Source organism: Streptomyces sp. NPDC025793 (assembly GCF_055558375.1).
In genome coordinates this window covers 1-17,793 of sequence record NZ_JBVHMR010000083.1, presented here as the reverse complement: position 1 = coordinate 17,793, position 17,793 = coordinate 1, and the positions used below count along the sequence as shown (strand labels likewise).

Here is a 17,793-nt window from a genome sequence, read left to right as displayed (position 1 = left end):
ACCCGCTGGAACAGCTCCCACAACTCGTCCGGCACCAGCCGTTCAACGATCCTCGCCACGACCGACAGCTTACCCAGCCAAATGAGATGACCTCTAAGGCCCGACCGGGCTCTTGCATGCCGGCCGGATACCGTCCCAGACAAACCCGACCCGGCCGGCCCGGCCCGGTAGCGCCCCCCGAACGGGTGATCCGCCGGTCAGGCGGCCCGGTAGGGGGCCTGACTCGGAGCTCGTGCCCTCAGTGGGCGGCGGTCGCCCAGAGTGCGGAAGAGCTCCGCGTTCAGGGGGAAGACGTGCGTGTATCCGTCGAGTACCCGGCGTCGGTCGGCCGACTGCACCGGCGAAGCCGGAAGCGACGATCTCCCGGATGGCCTTCTGTGATCGTGGGCGATCGTGTCCGGCAGCGGCCTTCGGCACGGTCGCAGGGAGGCCAGCGGCAGCCGGGGCCTGTCGGTCTTGACGGAGTGGGGGACTCACCCATGGTCAGTCCCTGTCTCACGTGAAGCTAGGCGACAGGACCGTGCCGTGGGGGCGTAGGCGAGAGCGGCGCCTTCGGCTCAGTCGAGGGTGGCGGCGGTTGGAGCAGGGCGGTGGTCGGGGACGTGGACGTAGGCCTGGTAGACGCCGTCGGCGGTGAAGGTGTCGCTCTCCTCGACGGTGCAGGCTCCCGCGTTGCCCAGGACGATCGAGAGCGGCGGGCTGCCGAAGGCGCCGGTGCGCAACGTTGCTGCCGATCGGTCAGCTGCCGATCAACGCGATGGTGCTCATCCGGAGAGGTCCCCACGCTTCTGCTGGGCGAGGCTCAGTTCCTGGCACATGTACGGCATGTCGGTGAACCCGCCTTCGTCCTTCGTCCTTCGTTGTTCGTCGTTGATGTGCAGCACCGTGATCTCGTACCGCTCGACGCGCTTGCCGGTGGCCGGGACGCCGGCGAAGGTGCCGGGGTGGGGGCGGTCATGTGGAACATGGTGTCTTCGAGGAGCTTCTCGGTGGTGGCGATGTTGCGCTCGGCGGCGGTGTCGTTCATGTCGTTCCTCACTCGGTGAGCCGGGATCTGTGCCGCCCTGCGCCCCGCCGGTAGGCCCCGACGCTCCCGCCCGGTCGCCGGGACCGGGAGGAGAATGACTGTCCCGATCAAGATCAACACGAAGGTGGTGTCCGTGTCCGACATCCCCAGCCCCGACTGCTCCGGCCTGGAGGGCGGCGAGGGGCAGGCAGCGGAGGACGCCGTCCAGGACGTGGCGAACTGGTACGACGCCCAGATCGATTCGGAGCGCCGCGCAGCGGTCCCCGACGAGGAGCGGCTCAAGGCGCTCAAGGCCGGCCGTGACGCCGCGCTCGCCGACCGGGCGCAGTTGGCGACCGCTGGTACGCAGGAGGCATCCCAGATCGCCGCCATCTATGCGGCCCGGCTGAAGGAGCTCAAGGAGTTGTAGCCCTGGTTCCCACACAGCACGGGCAGGGGCCAGACGGACGGGTACGGTCGGTCGATCCGGGGCGGCGATGCGATCGACGAAGAGTCCGAGAGCCGTCGCTACGGCATTGCGGAAGTTCGGTGCGCATGCGCCGTCGGCATGGTGTGCGTACTCGGGCACGACGAGCTGTACTTCTCTTTCGGGTTGTCCGAAGCGCTCCGTTTCTCGGCTGTCTCCAGCAGTCGCCTCCGCCGGAGGCGAAGTAGAGCACGGCCTGTGCGTGGTCGGTGAGGTACCGGATCACCTCTGGCAGGTGTTGCACCGGCCGGAGGTCGTTCAGTGTGCCGCCCGAGCCGTGCAGCGCTGCAGACCGCGACGGCAGGACGGTCCGGCGGGCACCCAGTTCGGTGAGCACCCAGCGCAGCCCCTCGCCCTCGCTGTCGTCGAGCGCCTCCCCGCGCCGCAGGAACGCGTCGTACGCCTGCCGCAGGCATGGTAAGGCGCGCCGGACCCCCAGTTCGGCCAGGGCCTCGGCGGCCCACTGCCGGACGGTCGCGCTCTCGCTGCTCAGCACGCCGATCAGGACGTCGGCAGGGCGCGGGTCGGCCAGCGCGGTGAACACCTCGATGGCGCACAGCTGCCCGAACGGGTTCAGCGCCGGAGCCGCCGCGATCAACGGCTCCAGCACCTGCGGCCCCAGGGCGATCAGCGCGCGCTGCGCCCCCTCGGCCACGTCGGTCGACTCCGCGTCCAGTTCGGCCACCCTGTGGGTGATCTCGTCCTCCATGTGCGTCAGTCTGACTCGTGCGGCACACTCGCCGCCGCCCGATTTCCGCCCGGACCGCGGAGACGGAAGGATCAGCCCCGTACATGGCGCATGCTGGAAGGACGTCAATTGACCTCGGAGACAAGCACGTTCACCACCACCTCGGCGGAGCGCCCGCCCTCACCCGTCCCCATCGACTGGGCAGCCGTCGAGAACTGGCTCGGACTGCGGCTGCCGGCCGACTACAAGCGGCTGGCCGACCGGTACGGGCCGCTGGACTTCGGTGAGTACGTGTGGATCCACGTGCCGTGCGTCCAGCGCGACCGCTTCGACTACGGTGAGTGGCTGCGCGCGACGCACCGGCAGGCGCGGATCGAGGCGCGGAAACTGCCCGAGGCCGAGCGGCCCGTGGTCCACCCCGACCCCGGCGGCCTGTTGGCCTGGGGCTGCACGCGGGGCAGCGACGTACTGTTCTGGGACACCTCGGCCTGTGAGGACCCCGACGGGTGGACCGTGGTGGTGCGGCACTCGGGGGTGGTGCCGGGCAGTGGCCCGCTCCGCTGGCACCGGTACGACCTGACGCTCACCGACTATCTTCGGCACACCGTCCGCGACACCTGGGAGCTCCCTTCTCCTCCCGGCCCGCTGCTGGGCCCGCTGCCGGGCACCGTCGCGCGGACGGCCTTCCTGCCCGACGCCGAGCCGTGGACCCCGCCCGCGCCGGTCCCGCCCCGGCTCACCGAGGCCGAGCGCCGGGTCGCGCTGGAGACCGGCACCGGGCTGGACGCGCTGCGGCTGCTGTCGCCGCAGCCCGAGCGGCCATACCTCGGCGACGGCTCCTGGGAGGGGCTGTTCGCCGAGCTGGGCACGCGGCTGCCCGGGGAGTACGTACGGCTGATGGACGCGTACGGCGCCGGCGTCTGGAGCGGGTGGCTGCGTTTCCACAGCCCGCTCCGGACCGGCGAGCGGCGCTTCCTCACGCACGTCGAGGACACCGTGGACGCCTACCAGCAGCTCAAGGACGGCCACGCGGAGTGGTACCCGCTGGCCGTCTGGCCCGAGCCCGGCGGCTTCCTCCCCTTCGCCAACTCCATCGACGGCGACTACCTCGGCTGGCTCACCGAGGGCGCGGATCCCGACACCTGGCCGCTGATCGTCTGGCCCCGCCACGCGGACCAGGGGCCGCCGCTGAAGGGCGGCCTGATCGACACCCTCCTCGACTGGCAGCGCGGCACGCTGGTCACGCATGGGTTCGCCACCCCGGACGAGGACGACGATTCCGTCGAGTTCGCGGACTTCCGGTCCTGGGACGACCGCGCCCATTGGTGAGCCCTCGGCCGGTGATCACCCGATTGCCCATGGTGTCGCGGACGTTCGGATACTCAGGCCCAGATGTGGACGCTGACGGCCAGGTCCTTCCGGTCGTTGTCGGTCCGTCAGGTCGTGTGAGTTGACGGAACGTCACGGCCGTGCGCGGCTGCGCGGCGTAGGCGGCGGCGTTCGTGCGATTGTCCGGCACGTTCAGCAGTGCGTCGTCCATCGACTGAAGCCGCAGTTCCCGCCTGAATTGCAGTCGGCAACATGATCACTCGGCACGAGGGACAGGGACTCTGCACGCGGGCGGGCAGGCGGGACGCCGTGCTAACTGATCACTGGCGGAAATCCCTGGGGAGCCGCGACCGGGGTGACGGCGTTCGTGGCCCTGTCCATTTGTACGTAGCTTGCCGTGTATTCGACTCCTTCCGGTACGAGGTATTCGAGTTCGGCCGGATCGGTCGACATCCTGCCGTAGGTGTTGACGGTAAAGGTGACCCCGTACCAGATCGGCGAGTTCGCATTCCCCTCCGCGTGATTCGTGCACTTCCACAGCATCCTCTTCAACGGCTCTTCGAACTGGCGGTTGAAGTTCTGGTTCGTGCTGTCGGTCATGGGCGTCAGGTTTTCTGATACTCCTTCGCCGCCCAAGTTGTCGTTCCAGAGGTGCCCCTTGATCCAGCCGCTGCCGTCCCTCGCGTTCAGCTCATTGACGAGCGTGCACTCGGTGGCACCGGGACGCGAGCCCCCGTACGAGTTCGCAGGTGCGTTGACGCTCGGCCCCAGGGTCACCGTGACGCTCGTTCCGCCCATGCGCTGGAGGGGACCACCGTTGCTCTGCGGGCCGAAGACAGCGGCGGTCCACACCGGGGGGTGCCGGTCCCAGGCCGGGAGTGGCAGACTCCCCGTGGCCCCTCGCGTCGCGACACGCTGGAGCGGCACATCAGTGTCCGTGTTCGCCCTGCTCCGACGCTCTCGTACCGGCAGCCCGGACCGGGAGGGCAGGCTCATCGCGCGGGTGGCGCTGGCCTCAGCCTCTCGCTCGAAACGGTCGCCGGGGTCGGAGACCTTGAGGCCGTTTCCGTTGTCGGTGCCGGTGACGGGCCCTCGGCGCTGTTGGATCACGTGGGTGAGTTCGTGGGCGAGGGTGTGTCCGTCGTTGCCGCCTTGGCCGATCACGATGTGGTTGCCGCTCGTGTAGGCGCGGGCGCCGACTTCGGCGGCGGAGGCCTGGGCGGTCGTGTCGTCGTGGATACGGACGTCGGAGAAGTCCGCGCCGAGCCGGTTCTCCATGTCGGTGCGCGTGGCGTCGTCCAAGGGCCGCCCGGGCGCGCGCAGGACGTCGTGGACGGCGGAACGCTGCACCGCGGCCGCGGCCTCTGCGTTCTGCTGGCAGTCACAGCCTGCGGTGTGCTGGTGCTGGTCATGAGCCGAGGGGTGTCCGGCCCGGCGGAGCATCTGGACCACGGCGGCGTTGCCGACGGTGGCCTGCAGACCCAGCGGACCGTGCCGTGGCGCGGGCGACGGTGTGTGGGCCGCGGCACGGTTGGTACCTGCTCTGGTGTCCCGGATGTTCTCGTGATCACGCAAGGGGGCCTCGCCTCTGGTGCGGTTCGTCGACTCCTCGTGCATACGCGGTGGCGAACCACTGATGCCAGGTACGGGCGGGCAGCATTGGCTGTCCGCCTGGGCAGCATCGGCCGACCGGTCGGGCAAGGCAGGGCAGGGAATGCGCGGAAACCCCCGCCGCTGAGGGTGAATCGGGCGGTTGATAGCCCTTGCCGGCGGCGGAGTGCTGTTCCACGCGCTCAGGCGGCGGGCTCGCGGCTTTGCTGCGTTGGTTCCGGATCCATGCCCCCGGTCGAAGTTCTGACTGGTCCTTGTCGTCGCTCCTGACGATCTCCTCGACGTGTCCCCTGGGTACCCGCCAGGTGGCCCTCGCGTACGTAGTACTGGCGGGCGGCGGCGTGATCCATCGGCTCTCGGGCGGAGTGTGCCCGGCGCGGTGCCGGCTTCTCCTCCTCGGCTGCGGGCTCGATCCCGAGGACGTGTGCACACATCCATTGCTGGACCCCGGTGAGCGTGCGGAGGCCGAGGTGCTGCTGGCGTACCTACACTGTTCGAGGTCTTCGCCCTGGTGTACGGCCTTGCCTGGCGCGGTGGGCCGTGTGCCGTCGGCCTCCAGGTGCTGGCGGACCAGGCGCAGTCGCGTTGCCACCCGCCGCGCCGGGCCGGGTACCACGCCGGGTCGATGCCCTCCAACTTCTCGCGGCGCTCGGGAGGCAGCGTCCCGGAGCGGGTGTTGGCTCGTGCGTGCTTCGGCGGCCCGGTGGAGAGTGAATCCCGGGATGCCGTGCATGGGCAACTGTGGGTGATCCGGGCCCTGTTCAGCAGTCGGCCGGTCGCAGGCGGACGGGGAGGCGGCTGTGGCCGTTGCTGATCAGGGAGGGCAGCAGGGGCAGGTCGGTGGCGGGGACGGCGAGCCGGAGGTCGGGGAACCGGCCGAAGAGCATGCGCAGGGCGGTGGCCACCTCAAGGCGAGCGAGAGGTGCGCCGAGGCAGAAGTGAACGCCGTAGCCGAAGGCGAGGTGGTCCCCGCCGGGCCGGGTGGCGTCGAAGCGGTCGGGCTCGCTGTGCCAGCGGGGGTGGCGGTTGGCGGCTGCGTAGGACGCGAGGACGGCGTCGCCCTTGGCGATCTTCTGCCCGTCGGGCAGGCGGATGTCGGCGAGGGCGTAGCGCAGCGGAAGGTGTTTGACGGCCGGTTCGTGGCGCAGGGTCTCCTCGACCACCGCGTACCAGCCGGTGCGGCCGGTGCGGATGTGGGCGAGCTGCGCGGGGTCGGTGAGCAGGGCGGTGACGGCTTGGTCGATGACGTTGACCGTGGTCTCGTAACCGGCGCTGATCATCAGCAGCAGCGTGTCGCGCAGCTCGGCGTCCGACAGGGCCTGGCCGTCGCCCTCCTCGTCGCGGGCCGTGATCAGCAGCGTTGTCATGTCGTCTCCGGGCTGGGCGCGCTTGTCCGCGATCAGCTCGTCCAGCAGCCCGTACAGGGCCGCGGCGTTCGCAGCCGCCTCGTCGGCGGAGAGGTTGGTGGAGAACACGCCGTCGACCAAGACGCGGAAGCCGTGCCGGCGGGCCTCGGGGACACCCATGAGCCGGCCGATGACCGCGATGGGCAGCGGGTAGGCGAAATGTTCGCGCAGGTCGACGGCCTCGGCGGCCGGAGCGCGGTCGAGCCCGTCGAGCAGGTGGGCGACCAGGTCCTCCACGACGGGTTCGAGAGCGGCGATGCGACGGGCGGAGAAGGCCGGGGCGATCATGCGGCGCAGGCGGCGGTGGTCGGCGCCGTAAGCGGTGAACATGTTCTCGACGGCGATCCACAGGGCGAGCGGCCAGGTGGCGACGGCGTCGGCGAAGCCCGGCCAGTGAGCGCGGCCGTCCTTGGAGACCTCCGGGCTCCTCAGGAGCTGCTTGAGCAGGTCGGGGTCGCTGACGGACCAGGCCGTCACTCCGAGGATGTCGACCAGGGTCGCCGGACCGCGTGCGTGCAGGGCCTTGTGTTCGGCGTGCGGGTCGGAGCTGGTGGGGTCCAGGACGAGGATCTTCTCGGGCATGGGCATGCTCCTTCGGCGTCAGTGAGCGGTGGGGAAGGCCACGGGCAGAGTGGCCGGCGGTCGGTGGAACGGACCTGGGCGCCGGGCGAGTTCGTCCGGCGTGCGGGCGAGGCCGAGTTCGGGGAGGGCGCCGAGGACGTGGCTGATGGCGGTCCCGGCGATGAGGTGGGCGTGGGAGCGGGCCGGGCAGGAGTGCGGGACGGCCTCGCACGCGAGGCGGGCGCGGTTGCCCGGCGGCAGGGATCCGACGGCGGGGTCGTCGTCGCGGGCCGTACAGGAGATGTCGACCGGCTGATGGGTGGGCAGGAGGTGGCCGTCGATGTCCACCGGGCGCGGGGGAGTAGCCGAGGCCGAAGTTCGCCAGGGGCGGGTCGCGGTGGCGGACTTCGGCCAGGGCATGGCGAACCGAGGTGCCTGCGGCGTGCAGGTCTCTGGAGATGTTCCGCTGCTCGCCAGCCGCTGGAGAGCGTCGACGATCAGGTTCGTCAGCGGCTCGGTGTCCGCGCCGTAGAGGGTGATCAGCTGGTCGGCCGTCTCCGTGTCGTACAGGCCCACGGGGTGGGCCAGGAGCCGGGTGGGGACGTCGGCGCCGGGATGGTGCCGTCGCGGCGGGAGCGGCTCGGACACGGCCCGGGACGGGATCTGGTTGTCGATCGTGGCGTCGGCACCCTCGAAGATGTTCGCCGTGCCGTTCGTGATGCGGTGGCCGAACTGGTCGGGGCAGCCCAGCAGTCGGCTCCAGACCTGGAAGCTGATCGGCCACGTGTGCTGGGTCGGCAGGTCAGTACGGCCCTGAGGCCGGAACCCGGCGATGTTGCCGTCCGTGACCGTCCCGGCCCACGAACGCTGAGTGTGCTGGTCGACGTTCGCGAGGGCGGCGGTGTCGGCGGCGCGGTGGCGGTCGTGTGAAATGCGGTCCGAGCGGGGGGCGTTGGGCCGCCACTTCATCCTCGGCGGCACCGGGCAGGTATCGCGGGCCGCCCGCTGCCAAGTCCGCGGGTCGGCCGGGAAACGCATCGGGGCGTCGCCCGGGATTCGGCGGGCCGGCTCGTAGCCGACGACCAGAGGCGCCGGGACGGCCGGGGCGAGTGCCACCGGGACGAGCGGGCCGACGGTGTCGCGCATGTGCTGGTAGGCGGCGTGAAATCCGCGCCACCGGCCCGCCGATCGCCCACGTCGCGAAGGACCTGGGCATTCACATGGGTCACGGCGCGGCTGCGTCCGCCCGGCCGAGGCCGAGACCGACCGCGGCGAGCGCGCCGACCGGCTGACCGCTGCCGAGCAGGACGAGTTCAAGTAACTCCGTGAAAATGTGGGGGAGTTGAGGCGGGCGAACGAGATCATCCTCAAAGCCGCCTCCGTGTCTCTGGCCCAGGATCCGCGGCGATCAGCTCATGCCGCTGATCGAGGAGATCCACGAGGGGCCCGACGGCACCTGTGGTGCTCGCCGGATCCCCCGCGCGCTGCTGCGCAAAGACACCGCCGTGGCTCGCGGCACCGTCGAGTGGCTGATGGCCGAGCCGGGTCTGCAGGGTGTCATCCGCGGGCAGCGGCGACGCACCACGGTCCTCCCGGAGCCGTCGGCGTCGAGGCCGCCGGATCTGGTCGACCGCGACGTCACCGCGAGCCGGTCCGATCAGCTGTGGGTGGCCGACATGACCTACGTCAGGACCTGGGCGGGCCGGGCGTAATCCCGCGTGATCGTCGGCTGGTAGGTCACGAACAACATGCGGACTGAACTCCCGCTGCACGCGCTGGAGATGGCCCCGCAGCGACGGAGGGTCGAGACGAACTCCGGCCTTATCCATCACAATATGCATCAATTCGGTATACCGAGAGGCTGTCCGACACCGGCGCCTCCGCGTCGGTCGGCTCGGTCGCGGACAGCTGTGACAACGCCATGGCCGAGGCCTCAACGGCACCTGCCGGATCCGGGTATCGGGATGATGCAGTCCTCGTGCCCGACGTGCTTGTCGTCCCCCATGCCTTTGAGCGTGCGGGCCGCCACATGGGTGGGGGTAGGGCGTGATCCGGGCGCAACGGCAGCGTACCGCCGGGACGCAACAGCGTCGGGTACGGCTCGTGAGGCGTGCGCGGACGCAGGGGCCACTGCCGCCGCGGCCAGGACACGGCACACGCCTGGGAGTGCAGATGTCCATCCCGGCCTCGTAGTACTTCGCGACGCGACAGCACCGCAACCAGTGTCCCGAGGGCGTCCACCCCTCCTTGAGGCCCCCGCCTGTTACAGCATTCCCGGCAGAGTCGAATTTCGTGAGCGTACGCAGCAGTGTGCCTTGCGCCATCGAAGCAGCAGGAGGCCAGCCGGTCGCTATGTCTGGTTCGCTGCCTGCTTGACGGTCCTGATCACTGGCGCCGTTTCGAGGTGTGTGATGGCTGGGAGTGAGGCGATCCGGGTGGTCAGGTACCGGTACAGCTCCTGGTGGTTCGTGCACACCACGCTCGCGTACAGGTTGGTCGGGCCGGTCGTGGCGGCGGCGAACGCGATCTCCGGATGTCCGGCCAGAGCCTGACCGGCCTCCTCCAGGTGCGCGGGCGCGACCGAGAGCCAGAGCAGGGTGCGGGCGTTCACGCCGAACATGCGCCAGTCGACGTCGATGTCGAGGTAGAGCAGGCCGTGTTCGCGCAGCTCGGTCATCCGGCGCCGGACCGTCGTCGGTGACCAGCCGGTCGCCGCGGCCAACTGCTCGAACCCGGCCCGGCCGTCGGTGGCCAGCAGGGCGAGGAGCTTGCGGTCACCGTCGTCGAGCCGCACCGGTCCCCGTCGATGTGGCATCGGGGGCGGGCGCAGCCGCTCGATCGCCTCCGCGTCCAGTGACCCGAGTTTTCCGACCAGGTTGTCCGGGCCGCCGTAGAAGGCGTGCAGCACGGAGTGCGCGGTCACCCCCTCCACGCGCGGGGTGCGGGGGAGTTTGGCGAGCAGCAGTGCCTCGCTGTCCGCCTCGCTCTCGGTACGGACCACGCAGGTGATCTCGGTGCCGCCGGAGCTGAGACTCACCCAGGATGTGTCGGGGCGTCTGGCCAGTGCCTCGGCGACCGGGAGTGACGCGGCGGGCGCACATCGCACCCGCAGGAACCACAGGATGGCACCCAGCGCGGTTGGGTCGACCCCGCCCAGCACCCGTACCGCCCCGGCCGACCGCAACCGGGCGTACCGGCGGGCGATGGTGCGATCCGACACACCGAGAACCTCGGCGATGGTGCTGAACGGGGCACGGCCGTCGATCTGCAGGGCGTGCACGAGCCGACGATCCAGCTCGTCGTAGTCGGATTCCACCGGGCCGAGGCTATGCGGTGTCAGATACCAACGCAATCAAGTCGGTTTCTGGCTCGGGCGGTTCGGCCGATGCAGCGTTGCCTCTGTCCTGATCGACACAGCCACAGGAGAGTCCATGGACACCGATGTGCTCATCGTCGGCGCCGGCCCGACCGGAATGACGCTGGCCAACGAACTGCTGACGGCGGGGGTGCCGACCGTGCTGGTCGACAAGCTGTCGCAGCGCAGCGACCTGTCCAAGGCAGGCGGCGTGCAGTCCCGCACTCTGGAGGCGCTCGACCAACGAGGGCTGCTGGAGCCGTTGCTGGCCACCGGCGATCACCCCGTCACCACTGGCCACTTCGCCGGTATCCCACTCCCGCTCCACTCCAAGCGGCACCGTCTGCCGTGGCGGTCCGTGCCGCAGGTGGTGATCGAGGGATTCTTCGAGCAGCACCTCGCCGCGCACGGCCTCCATGCCCGGAGGGACCACGAACTGGTCGGCCTCGCCCAGGACGACAACGGGGTCACCGCGACCTTCGCCAACGGCGTCACCCTCCGCTCCCGCTACCTCGTCGCCGCCGACGGAGCCCACAGCACCGTACGGTCGCTGCTGCGGGCCGGATTCCCCGGCCAGCCCGGTACGTTGACGATCACCGCCGCCGACGTGCGGCTGAACGGCTCCGATCCGTCCACGTCGCACACCTGGAACGAGGACGGGTATTGGGCGGCACTGTTCCCGCTCGGCACGGATCCGCAGGGCAGGCCGCTGCGCCGACTGGTCCTCGGCGGGCCGGGCCAGTCACGGCCGAGGGAGATCCCGGTCACCGAGGACGAGATCCGCCAGGGCCTGAGCGCCGTGTTCGGAACGCGGGTGCACCTGCTCGAACTGCGCTACGCCCGCCGCATCACCAACGCGTCACGGCAGGTCGAGCAGTACCGGCACGGGCGGGTGTTCCTGGCGGGCGATGCCGCCCATGTCCACCTTCCGCTCGGCGCGCAGGGCATGAACACCGGGATGCAGGACGCGCTCAACCTCGGTTGGAAGCTCGGCGCCGCCGTGCACGGCTGGGCACCGAAGAACCTGCTCGACACGTATCACGCGGAACGGCATCCGGCCGGGGCCGCCGTGTTGCGCAACGTCCGGGCACAGAGCCTGCTGATGGACTGGGCCGGCACCCGCGATCCGGACGTACTGGCCGCCCGGGAGATCTTCACGGCCTTGGCCCAACTGCCGGACGTCCAGCACCATCTCACCGACCTGATGTCCGGGATGGCCCTCCGCTACCCGATGCCGGGCACCGAAACCCATCCCCTCGTCGGCCGGCCCGCACCGGACCTGGACCTCGGCCCGGCCCGGGTGCACGAACTGCTGCGGTCAGCCCACGGCATCCTGCTGGACCCGGCCGACGCGTTCGCCGGCGTCGCCGGCCCCTGGTCGGACCGGGTGGACCGGGTGGGCCAGGGCACCGACACCGAGCCGATGCTCATCCGGCCGGACGGCTACGTGTGCTGGGCAGGCGCGGACGACCTGGAACCGGCGCTCGACCGCTGGTTCGGCGAGCCCTGCTGAGCCGATGCTCAGGGAGTCGGCCGTCGTGGAGAGGCCGGTGGTCATGAGTGGGCGCCGATGGTGACAACCATCGCGCTTCGGCTCAACTCCGCATCATGTGTGAGGATGATCGTGTTCCGCACGGAGGCGCGGCCTGCCCCGGTCACCGACTGACCAAGGTGTCCTGAGTGCCGATCTGTCGGTCCGGCCCCGTGCGGGGATCGCCGCCGCCGGGCCGGCGGGCGTGTCCCCATAGGGGCCTTCGCGGACAGATACCCCCCGTGGACGACGCCACCACTGTGCTCGCCGTCGACACTCACAAGGACGTACGCGTCCCCGCTGTCGTCAGCGTTCTCGATGCCCTGCCTGGGCATCCAGTCCTGCCCTGTCACGGCCGGCGGACTCCGTCAACGCGTAACTCGTCGAGTGAGCCTGTTCGTCGGGAGTCGTCCGGCGGGCCGGGGTGGAGGGAACCGGCTCCGTAGTCGCCGAGGTGCGTTACCTCGTCCGTCGGCTCGGTGCACCCGGCGGGGAGCCGAATTGTTCGGCGTTTCCCAGAGCACCGTCGAGCGCCACGTGAAACTCCAGATCCGCAGACCCCGCGCCGCGCCGACCTCGCCCAGCGCCTGGCTGGCCCACTGGCAGCCGCCGGTGTGTGAGCAGGCCCGCCGCCAGACTGCGACCAGCGCGGGCCTCGTCATCGAGGCCCGCGCCCGCTTCGGCTTCACCGTCGCGCCCGGCACCACCGACGACGCCCGCTTGCGCCACCTCGCCACCCGCCTGCGCGGCCCCCTGTTCGACGCCCAGCAGGCCGGGGCCACCGAAGAGCAGCTCCGGGACACCGGTCACGCGATCGGCTGTGAATCCGTTGGATCTTGCTGGCTGAGTGTGACCGCCTTCGCGGTGGGCCACCGAGCGTAAAACCCCGTTGGCGGACCCTGGTGACCTCTGCTACTTTTCCGGAGGCCGTGCGAGAGAACGAGGAGGTGGTACCCGTGAACGCAGTATCGACATGGGTGCTCCCCTCCGGGGTCACGGTCGGGCGATAGGTCGTCCGGGAGCGCCGTTCAAGAGCACTCCCGAAAGGCACGACGATGCAATTCTCTTCCGAACAGCGCCTCGACGACGGCGTCCTTGAGCGCGAGTTCACCCTCGGCGAGATCCCCGGCACGCTGTGGACGCCTGAATCCGCCGCACCGGTCCCGCTGATCCTGATGGCCCACAACAACGGCCTGCCCAAGGGGGAGTCCCGGCTGGTGGCACGGGCCCGGCAGTCCGCGGCGTACGGCTACGCGGTGGCCGCCATCGACGCCCCCGGGTGTGGTGACCGGCCCCGTTCCGTCGCCGACGAGCAGGCCCGCGCCGACATCCGCCGGGCGATGCAGGCCGGCGAGCCGGTCGATGAGATCTTCGAGTCCTTCATCGGCCCGCTGGTCGAAAAGGCGGTCCCGGAATGGCTGACCACCCTGGACGCCCTCCTTTCGCTGCCCGAGATCGGCGGCCCGGTCGGGTACTCGGGGTGGACCGCCGTCGGTATCCGGCTGGCGGTGGTCGAGCCGCGCATCGCGGCCGCCGGCTTCTTCGCCGGGGGGTATGTGCCCCGCGCCCAGCGCGAGGAGGCCCGGCAGGTCAGCATTCCGCTGCTGTTCCTGCTGCAGTGGGACGACGAAGGAAACCCCCGGCAGCGGGCCCTGGACCTGTTCGACGCCTTCGGCACCAAGGAGAAGACGATGCACGCCAACATGGGCGGGCACACCGGCACCCCGTGGTTCGAGGTGGAGGACGGGGACCGGTTCTTCGGCCGGCACCTGAAGTGAGGCCGGGCCGTCAGGCCGGCAGCGGACGGTAAGACGTGTCGGCCAGGATGCCGCTCATCGAGGACAGGTCCCGGCCCTCCTCGGCGGCGGCGGTCGGCGGATGCGCGACCACCGCGACCGGCCGGTACCGGCCATCGACGGCATCGGCCGGTCGGGGCGGCGCGTCTGCGGATTGACGTCGGTGAAGGCCCCGCTGGTATTGGAGTCATGATCCGTTCCAGGAGCCGACGGCTGGTAAGCCGAGGTGGCTCGGCTTCCGCTGCTGAACGCGGACCGGTGCGTACGATGCGCGGCCGACAGATCACTGGGAGGGGACAACATGGAGGACACGTAGACGCGCCGCCGCGGTCGCAGCCGCCGCTGCAACGGGGTTGGTGCCGGTCAGCGCAGGCACGGCGTCCGTGGTGCCGTCCGGCACGCAGGTGTCGGCGACTCACGAGATCGGGACGTTGAAGGAGTGGGCGAGCGGCATCCCGATGTCCCTGCACCGAGGTGGCACGATCCGCCTCACCATGTCCTGCACGCAGAAGTCCCGGAACCTCGCCGCCCCGGGCTTCAAGCAGATGCGGGGCATCTCCGCCACGTGGTGGGACCCGGTACACCACCGCTGGGAGAAGCCCAGTCACTACGAGTCGAGCGGGCTGATCGATCTCAACCTTGCTGGCTACTCACCCACGGTGAAGGTCCCCTCCGGCAAGGTCGGCCACGTCCACCTGCACGTCATCTTCAGCAAGACCGCCTACACGGGCACGTGGCACTTCGAGCCGATGGTGAACTCCTACTGGCTGCTCACCCCGAAGGGCACTTACGACGACAACTACCTCGGCGACTGCAGGAGCAGTACACCTCCACCCTGCGCCCATGAGCGGATGCATCCCGCAGGAGGACGAGGACCAGGAGAGTGCGGGGCCGGAAGCGGCTGGACGATCGAAGGGGTCTCAACAAGATCGTGTAGAAGTTCCGTCCCGGGACGGTCTGGCGGGAGCTGCCCGCGCGGTACGGCCCGTGTGCCACGCTGTACGGCCGCTGTCACCGACGGGCGGCAGACGGCACCTTCCAGCAGCGCTTCCGTGCTGACCTCGGCGAGCCTGCGCATCAGACCAGCGGCGATGGTGCATCGCGTGTGCTGGCCGCCCCCGCACGCGCCGGGGCGTCCAGCACCTCACGCGCCGTTCGTGAGCACCTTCAGGGCGGTCGACGCGGCGTCGACCACGGACGGCCAGACGGCGGAGGCCACAAACCGCTCGTCCGGCTGCTCGCGGCCGACTTCGTCCAACGCGCGGCCCAGCGCGTCCGCCAGCCTGCTCAGCGCCTCCACCTCAGTCTGGTTGGCCAGGGTCCGGCCCAGCGCCGCCTGCGGGTTGTCGAGCACAGTGGTGTCGTCGTAGAGGATGGTGACGGTGAGCGTCAGATCGTCGTAGTAGTCCGGTGACGGGTACTCACGCGCGATCCACACGCGCCGCTGGTACTCCTGGTCCGCCAGGGCGCGTACCGACTCGATGATCTCGGCACGTATCGCGGGGAGCGTGATGTTATGACGTGCTGTCACGGCTTGTTCCCTACCTGCCACTTCAGCCATTCTTCCAGGGGATGTGGGCCGACCGGGTGTTCTCCTTGATGGAGCCGCTGATCGGCTTGCCGTCGCGGCCGACGACCGTGCCGGCCTTCTCTGCCTTCATGGCCTTGGTCAGTTCCTCGGCTGCGAGGAGCAGACCGGCGGCCATGATGGCGTTGCCGGCGACGGTGCCGAGGTTGTGCGAGGCCGGATTGGGGGCCAGCTGTCCGGCCAGGGTGCCGACGCATGGGGCTGCGGGTCCAGGTCGACCGCGAGACGGCATGCAGGTAGTTGCCGAGGCTGACAACGGTCGACAGTCCCTCGCCCAACTGCGCCGCAGCGTGCCCGACGTGATGCTGCTGGACGTTCGAATGCCTGACATGGACGGCCTGGAGCTGCTGTGTCACCTTGCCGCCGACCCGGAGCTGCGTGCTGTGCGAGTCGTCATGGTGACCACCTTCGAGATCGACCAGTACGTGTTCGAGGCGCTTCAGGCCAGCGCCAGCGGCTTCATCCTCAAAGACAGCGGCCCCGCCGAACTGGTGCACGTCATACGGGTGGTGGCCGCCGGGGAGGCGTTGCTGTCACCCTTCGTGCCCCATCTGCTGGTGAGTACCTTCGCCGCGCGCTGGGCGCCTCCCGCCGCCGTCCAGGGGCTGGACGCCCTCACCGAGCGCGAGCGCGAAATCGCCGCCTGGGTGGCCACCGGCAGGTCCAACAACGAGATCGCCGACGCCCTGTTCCTGTCCCCGGCCACCGTCCGTACCCACGTGGGCCGGGTGATGGCCAGACTCAACGCCCGTTCCCGCGCCCAACTGGTCGTCCTGGCCGTCCGCGCCGGCCTGACGGTCGCGCCCTGGAAGGCTGTTGCGGTGGGCGTGATCGGCAGTGTGCATGGCGCGAAGCCGCTGCCGCCGACGCTAGCGGGGTGGGGAGATGCTGGCGGCGATCCTGTTCGTCGCCGCCTCCGGCTGCACTTGGCGGCAGACTCCGGAGTCGTCGGCCCGTCCTGGTCGACCGGATACCGGTGGTTCGGTGAGTGGACGTCCGTGGTGCCGGGGAAGGCCACGGCTTACCACGCCGCAGGAGGCGCACCCCGATCATCGGGCCGCTGCGGCCGCCCTCACGCCACGCGCCCTCGGTCTGCGCGAGCAGACCGACCAGGTTTTCCGCCTCGCCCGCACCGCCGGTCCCCTTGACCCGGGCATCTCCGGGACGAACTCGGGCCCGAGGCCCCGGTCTCGGGCGACATCGGTACGGTGGTCACCGGCGAGGACGGTCCAGGTCGGCCGGCTTACGGATCCGCTCTGCCGCTGGGGGTCGGTGAAGCGATGCCGGGCCTGACCAGGCTCGGCATCGGCTGAGGTCCGGGTGCGCCGGCGGAGTGTGTGAAGGGGCGGGTGACGGCCCAGGCTGCCTCGATCATCCGGAAGATCTCGTCGAGCGCGGTCTGCGGGTCGGCCGTCTCACGGGCCAGTGAGTAGGCGTCGATCACGAACCTCGCGATGGTCCGGCAGGCCGTTGTGGTCCGTGACAGGTCGGGATCGGCGGCGATGGCCGTTGCCAGCGCCTCCGCGTGGCGAAGTCTCATCGACTCCTCGTACTCCCGCAGGGCGGGTGATGCGTCGATCATGCGCCAGATCGGGGTGGCGCTGTCCGCCGTGCAGTGCCGCACGAGCGCCTGGACCTCGCGGCGCAGCGCGGGGATGAGCGGCTCGTGGGGCGCCCGGCCGGTGACCGCCTGCGTGAGGCGTTGCTCGAAGTCGTCGTCCTGCTCGAACACCAGGGCCTCTTTCGAGGCGAAGTGGGAGAAGACCGTCGTGACGGCCACGTCGGCCTCGGCGGCCACGTCGCGGATGCCCACCGCGTCGAATCCGCGTTCCAGGAAGAGCCGCAGGGCGGTGTCGGCGATCTTCTGACGGGTTGCGGCTTTCTTGCGCTCACGGCGTCCAGGCGGCACGGTCACGGGATGACACTACCAGATGCAAAGTCGCAACAGATATTAAATCCTAACGGTTAGTGTTACGGTCGGTCGCATGAAGAGAGTGAGTTTCGCCGAGTTCGGCGGTCCGGACGTACTGCGGCTCCTGGACGCCGAGGAGCCCCACGCGGGCCCTGGTCAGGTACGCATCGCCGTGCGGGCGGCGGGCGTGAATCCCGTCGACTGGAGGATCCGTGAAGGCCAGATCCTGGGCGCTCATCCGGTCGAATTGCCCTCCGGGGTAGGGCTGGACGCCTCCGGGGTGGTGGACGAGGTCGACGAGGGCGTGGAAGGGGTCGGGGTCGGCGACCACGTGTTCGGCGAAGGCTCCAGCACCTATGCCGAGTTCGCCGTGCTGTCGGCCTGGGCCCTCATGCCCGAGGGGCTGACGTTCGAAGAGGCGGCCGGTTACCCCTCCGTGGTGGAGACCGCGCTGCGCATCATCCGCGAGGTCGGCGTACGGTCCGGGCAGACGCTGCTGGTCAGCGGCGCGTCCGGCGGAGTC

17 protein-coding genes are annotated in these 17,793 nt (G+C 70.2%); 8 read left to right on the top strand and 9 right to left on the bottom strand.

Translation table 11 applies throughout. The features are described 5' to 3' along the window. Positions 1 to 557 precede the first annotated feature (557 nt). Positions 558 to 722, bottom strand: a complete 165-nt coding sequence (locus tag ACZ4MF_RS46945; protein ID WP_467500321.1) for a hypothetical protein — start codon at positions 720 to 722, stop codon at positions 558 to 560. Between the two features lie 399 nt (positions 723 to 1,121). On the opposite strand from ACZ4MF_RS46945, the gene ACZ4MF_RS46940 reads away from it, so the two are divergent. Then, the gene (locus tag ACZ4MF_RS46940; RefSeq protein WP_467500319.1) at positions 1,122 to 1,436 is read left to right on the top strand and encodes a hypothetical protein; all 315 of its coding nucleotides are present in this window, start codon (positions 1,122 to 1,124) and stop codon (positions 1,434 to 1,436) included. On the opposite strand, the gene ACZ4MF_RS46935 is transcribed toward ACZ4MF_RS46940, so the two are convergent. Beyond that, the gene (locus ACZ4MF_RS46935; protein ID WP_467500317.1) at positions 1,423 to 2,202 is read right to left on the bottom strand and encodes a HEAT repeat domain-containing protein; all 780 of its coding nucleotides are present in this window, start codon (positions 2,200 to 2,202) and stop codon (positions 1,423 to 1,425) included. The two genes, ACZ4MF_RS46940 and ACZ4MF_RS46935, sit on opposite strands and share 14 nt — an antisense overlap. A 108-nt stretch (positions 2,203 to 2,310) precedes the next feature. Between ACZ4MF_RS46935 and ACZ4MF_RS46930 the strand changes: the two genes are divergently transcribed. Further along, complete coding sequence (locus ACZ4MF_RS46930) at positions 2,311 to 3,510, top strand: SMI1/KNR4 family protein (protein WP_467500315.1); 1,200 nt, start codon at positions 2,311 to 2,313, stop codon at positions 3,508 to 3,510. 312 nt (positions 3,511 to 3,822) lie between these two features. Here the strand turns inward: ACZ4MF_RS46930 and ACZ4MF_RS46925 are convergent, their stop codons facing one another. From ACZ4MF_RS46925 to ACZ4MF_RS46915, 3 genes are all read right to left on the bottom strand, one after another. Next, positions 3,823 to 5,085 (bottom strand): eCIS core domain-containing protein, encoded by a 1,263-nt coding sequence (locus tag ACZ4MF_RS46925; RefSeq protein ID WP_467500313.1) that lies wholly within the window; start codon positions 5,083 to 5,085, stop codon positions 3,823 to 3,825. Between the two features lie 797 nt (positions 5,086 to 5,882). Next, positions 5,883 to 7,109 (bottom strand): cytochrome P450 family protein, encoded by a 1,227-nt coding sequence (locus ACZ4MF_RS46920; protein ID WP_467500311.1) that lies wholly within the window; start codon positions 7,107 to 7,109, stop codon positions 5,883 to 5,885. Positions 7,110 to 7,127: 18 nt separating this feature from the next. Continuing rightward, the gene (locus ACZ4MF_RS46915; protein ID WP_467500309.1) at positions 7,128 to 8,234 is read right to left on the bottom strand and encodes a cytochrome P450 family protein; all 1,107 of its coding nucleotides are present in this window, start codon (positions 8,232 to 8,234) and stop codon (positions 7,128 to 7,130) included. A gap of 269 nt (positions 8,235 to 8,503) precedes the next feature. On the opposite strand from ACZ4MF_RS46915, the gene ACZ4MF_RS46910 reads away from it, so the two are divergent. Next, positions 8,504 to 8,800, top strand: coding sequence for an IS3 family transposase (locus ACZ4MF_RS46910; protein ID WP_467500308.1), 297 nt, complete (start codon positions 8,504 to 8,506; stop codon positions 8,798 to 8,800). Between the two features lie 638 nt (positions 8,801 to 9,438). Here ACZ4MF_RS46910 and ACZ4MF_RS46905 read toward each other — a convergent pair. Further along, positions 9,439 to 10,404, bottom strand: coding sequence for an Lrp/AsnC family transcriptional regulator (locus ACZ4MF_RS46905; RefSeq protein ID WP_467500307.1), 966 nt, complete (start codon positions 10,402 to 10,404; stop codon positions 9,439 to 9,441). Positions 10,405 to 10,519: 115 nt separating this feature from the next. Here ACZ4MF_RS46905 and ACZ4MF_RS46900 point away from each other — a divergent pair, with 115 nt between their 5' ends. The 3 genes from ACZ4MF_RS46900 (at position 10,520) to ACZ4MF_RS46890 (ending at position 13,752) form a co-directional block, all read left to right on the top strand. Continuing rightward, positions 10,520 to 11,956 carry an FAD-dependent monooxygenase gene (locus tag ACZ4MF_RS46900; RefSeq protein ID WP_467500306.1) on the top strand — a complete coding sequence of 479 codons (1,437 nt, stop codon included), beginning with the start codon at positions 10,520 to 10,522 and terminating at the stop codon, positions 11,954 to 11,956. A gap of 336 nt (positions 11,957 to 12,292) precedes the next feature. After that, positions 12,293 to 12,856, top strand: coding sequence for a telomere-protecting terminal protein Tpg (gene tpg, locus ACZ4MF_RS46895; RefSeq protein ID WP_467500305.1), 564 nt, complete (start codon positions 12,293 to 12,295; stop codon positions 12,854 to 12,856). A 173-nt stretch (positions 12,857 to 13,029) separates the two neighbouring features. Further along, positions 13,030 to 13,752, top strand: a complete 723-nt coding sequence (locus ACZ4MF_RS46890; protein WP_467500304.1) for a dienelactone hydrolase family protein — start codon at positions 13,030 to 13,032, stop codon at positions 13,750 to 13,752. A 1,162-nt stretch (positions 13,753 to 14,914) separates the two neighbouring features. Here the strand turns inward: ACZ4MF_RS46890 and ACZ4MF_RS46885 are convergent. Further along, positions 14,915 to 15,301 (bottom strand): SCO4402 family protein, encoded by a 387-nt coding sequence (locus ACZ4MF_RS46885; protein WP_467500303.1) that lies wholly within the window; start codon positions 15,299 to 15,301, stop codon positions 14,915 to 14,917. Between the two features lie 22 nt (positions 15,302 to 15,323). Then, positions 15,324 to 15,590, bottom strand: coding sequence for a hypothetical protein (locus ACZ4MF_RS46880; protein WP_467500302.1), 267 nt, complete (start codon positions 15,588 to 15,590; stop codon positions 15,324 to 15,326). Between ACZ4MF_RS46880 and ACZ4MF_RS46875 the strand changes: the two genes are divergently transcribed. Beyond that, the gene (locus ACZ4MF_RS46875) at positions 15,589 to 16,506 is read left to right on the top strand and encodes a LuxR C-terminal-related transcriptional regulator (RefSeq protein ID WP_467500300.1); all 918 of its coding nucleotides are present in this window, start codon (positions 15,589 to 15,591) and stop codon (positions 16,504 to 16,506) included. The genes ACZ4MF_RS46880 and ACZ4MF_RS46875 overlap by 2 nt on opposite strands. A 95-nt stretch (positions 16,507 to 16,601) precedes the next feature. On the opposite strand, the gene ACZ4MF_RS46870 is transcribed toward ACZ4MF_RS46875, so the two are convergent. Beyond that, a complete protein-coding gene (locus ACZ4MF_RS46870; protein WP_467500298.1) occupies positions 16,602 to 17,273 on the bottom strand; it encodes a TetR/AcrR family transcriptional regulator in 672 nt (223 codons plus the stop codon). Positions 17,274 to 17,343: 70 nt separating this feature from the next. Between ACZ4MF_RS46870 and ACZ4MF_RS46865 the strand changes: the two genes are divergently transcribed. Beyond that, positions 17,344 to 17,793: alcohol dehydrogenase catalytic domain-containing protein (locus ACZ4MF_RS46865; protein ID WP_467500296.1), on the top strand; the 450-nt coding region annotated here is incomplete at its 3' end.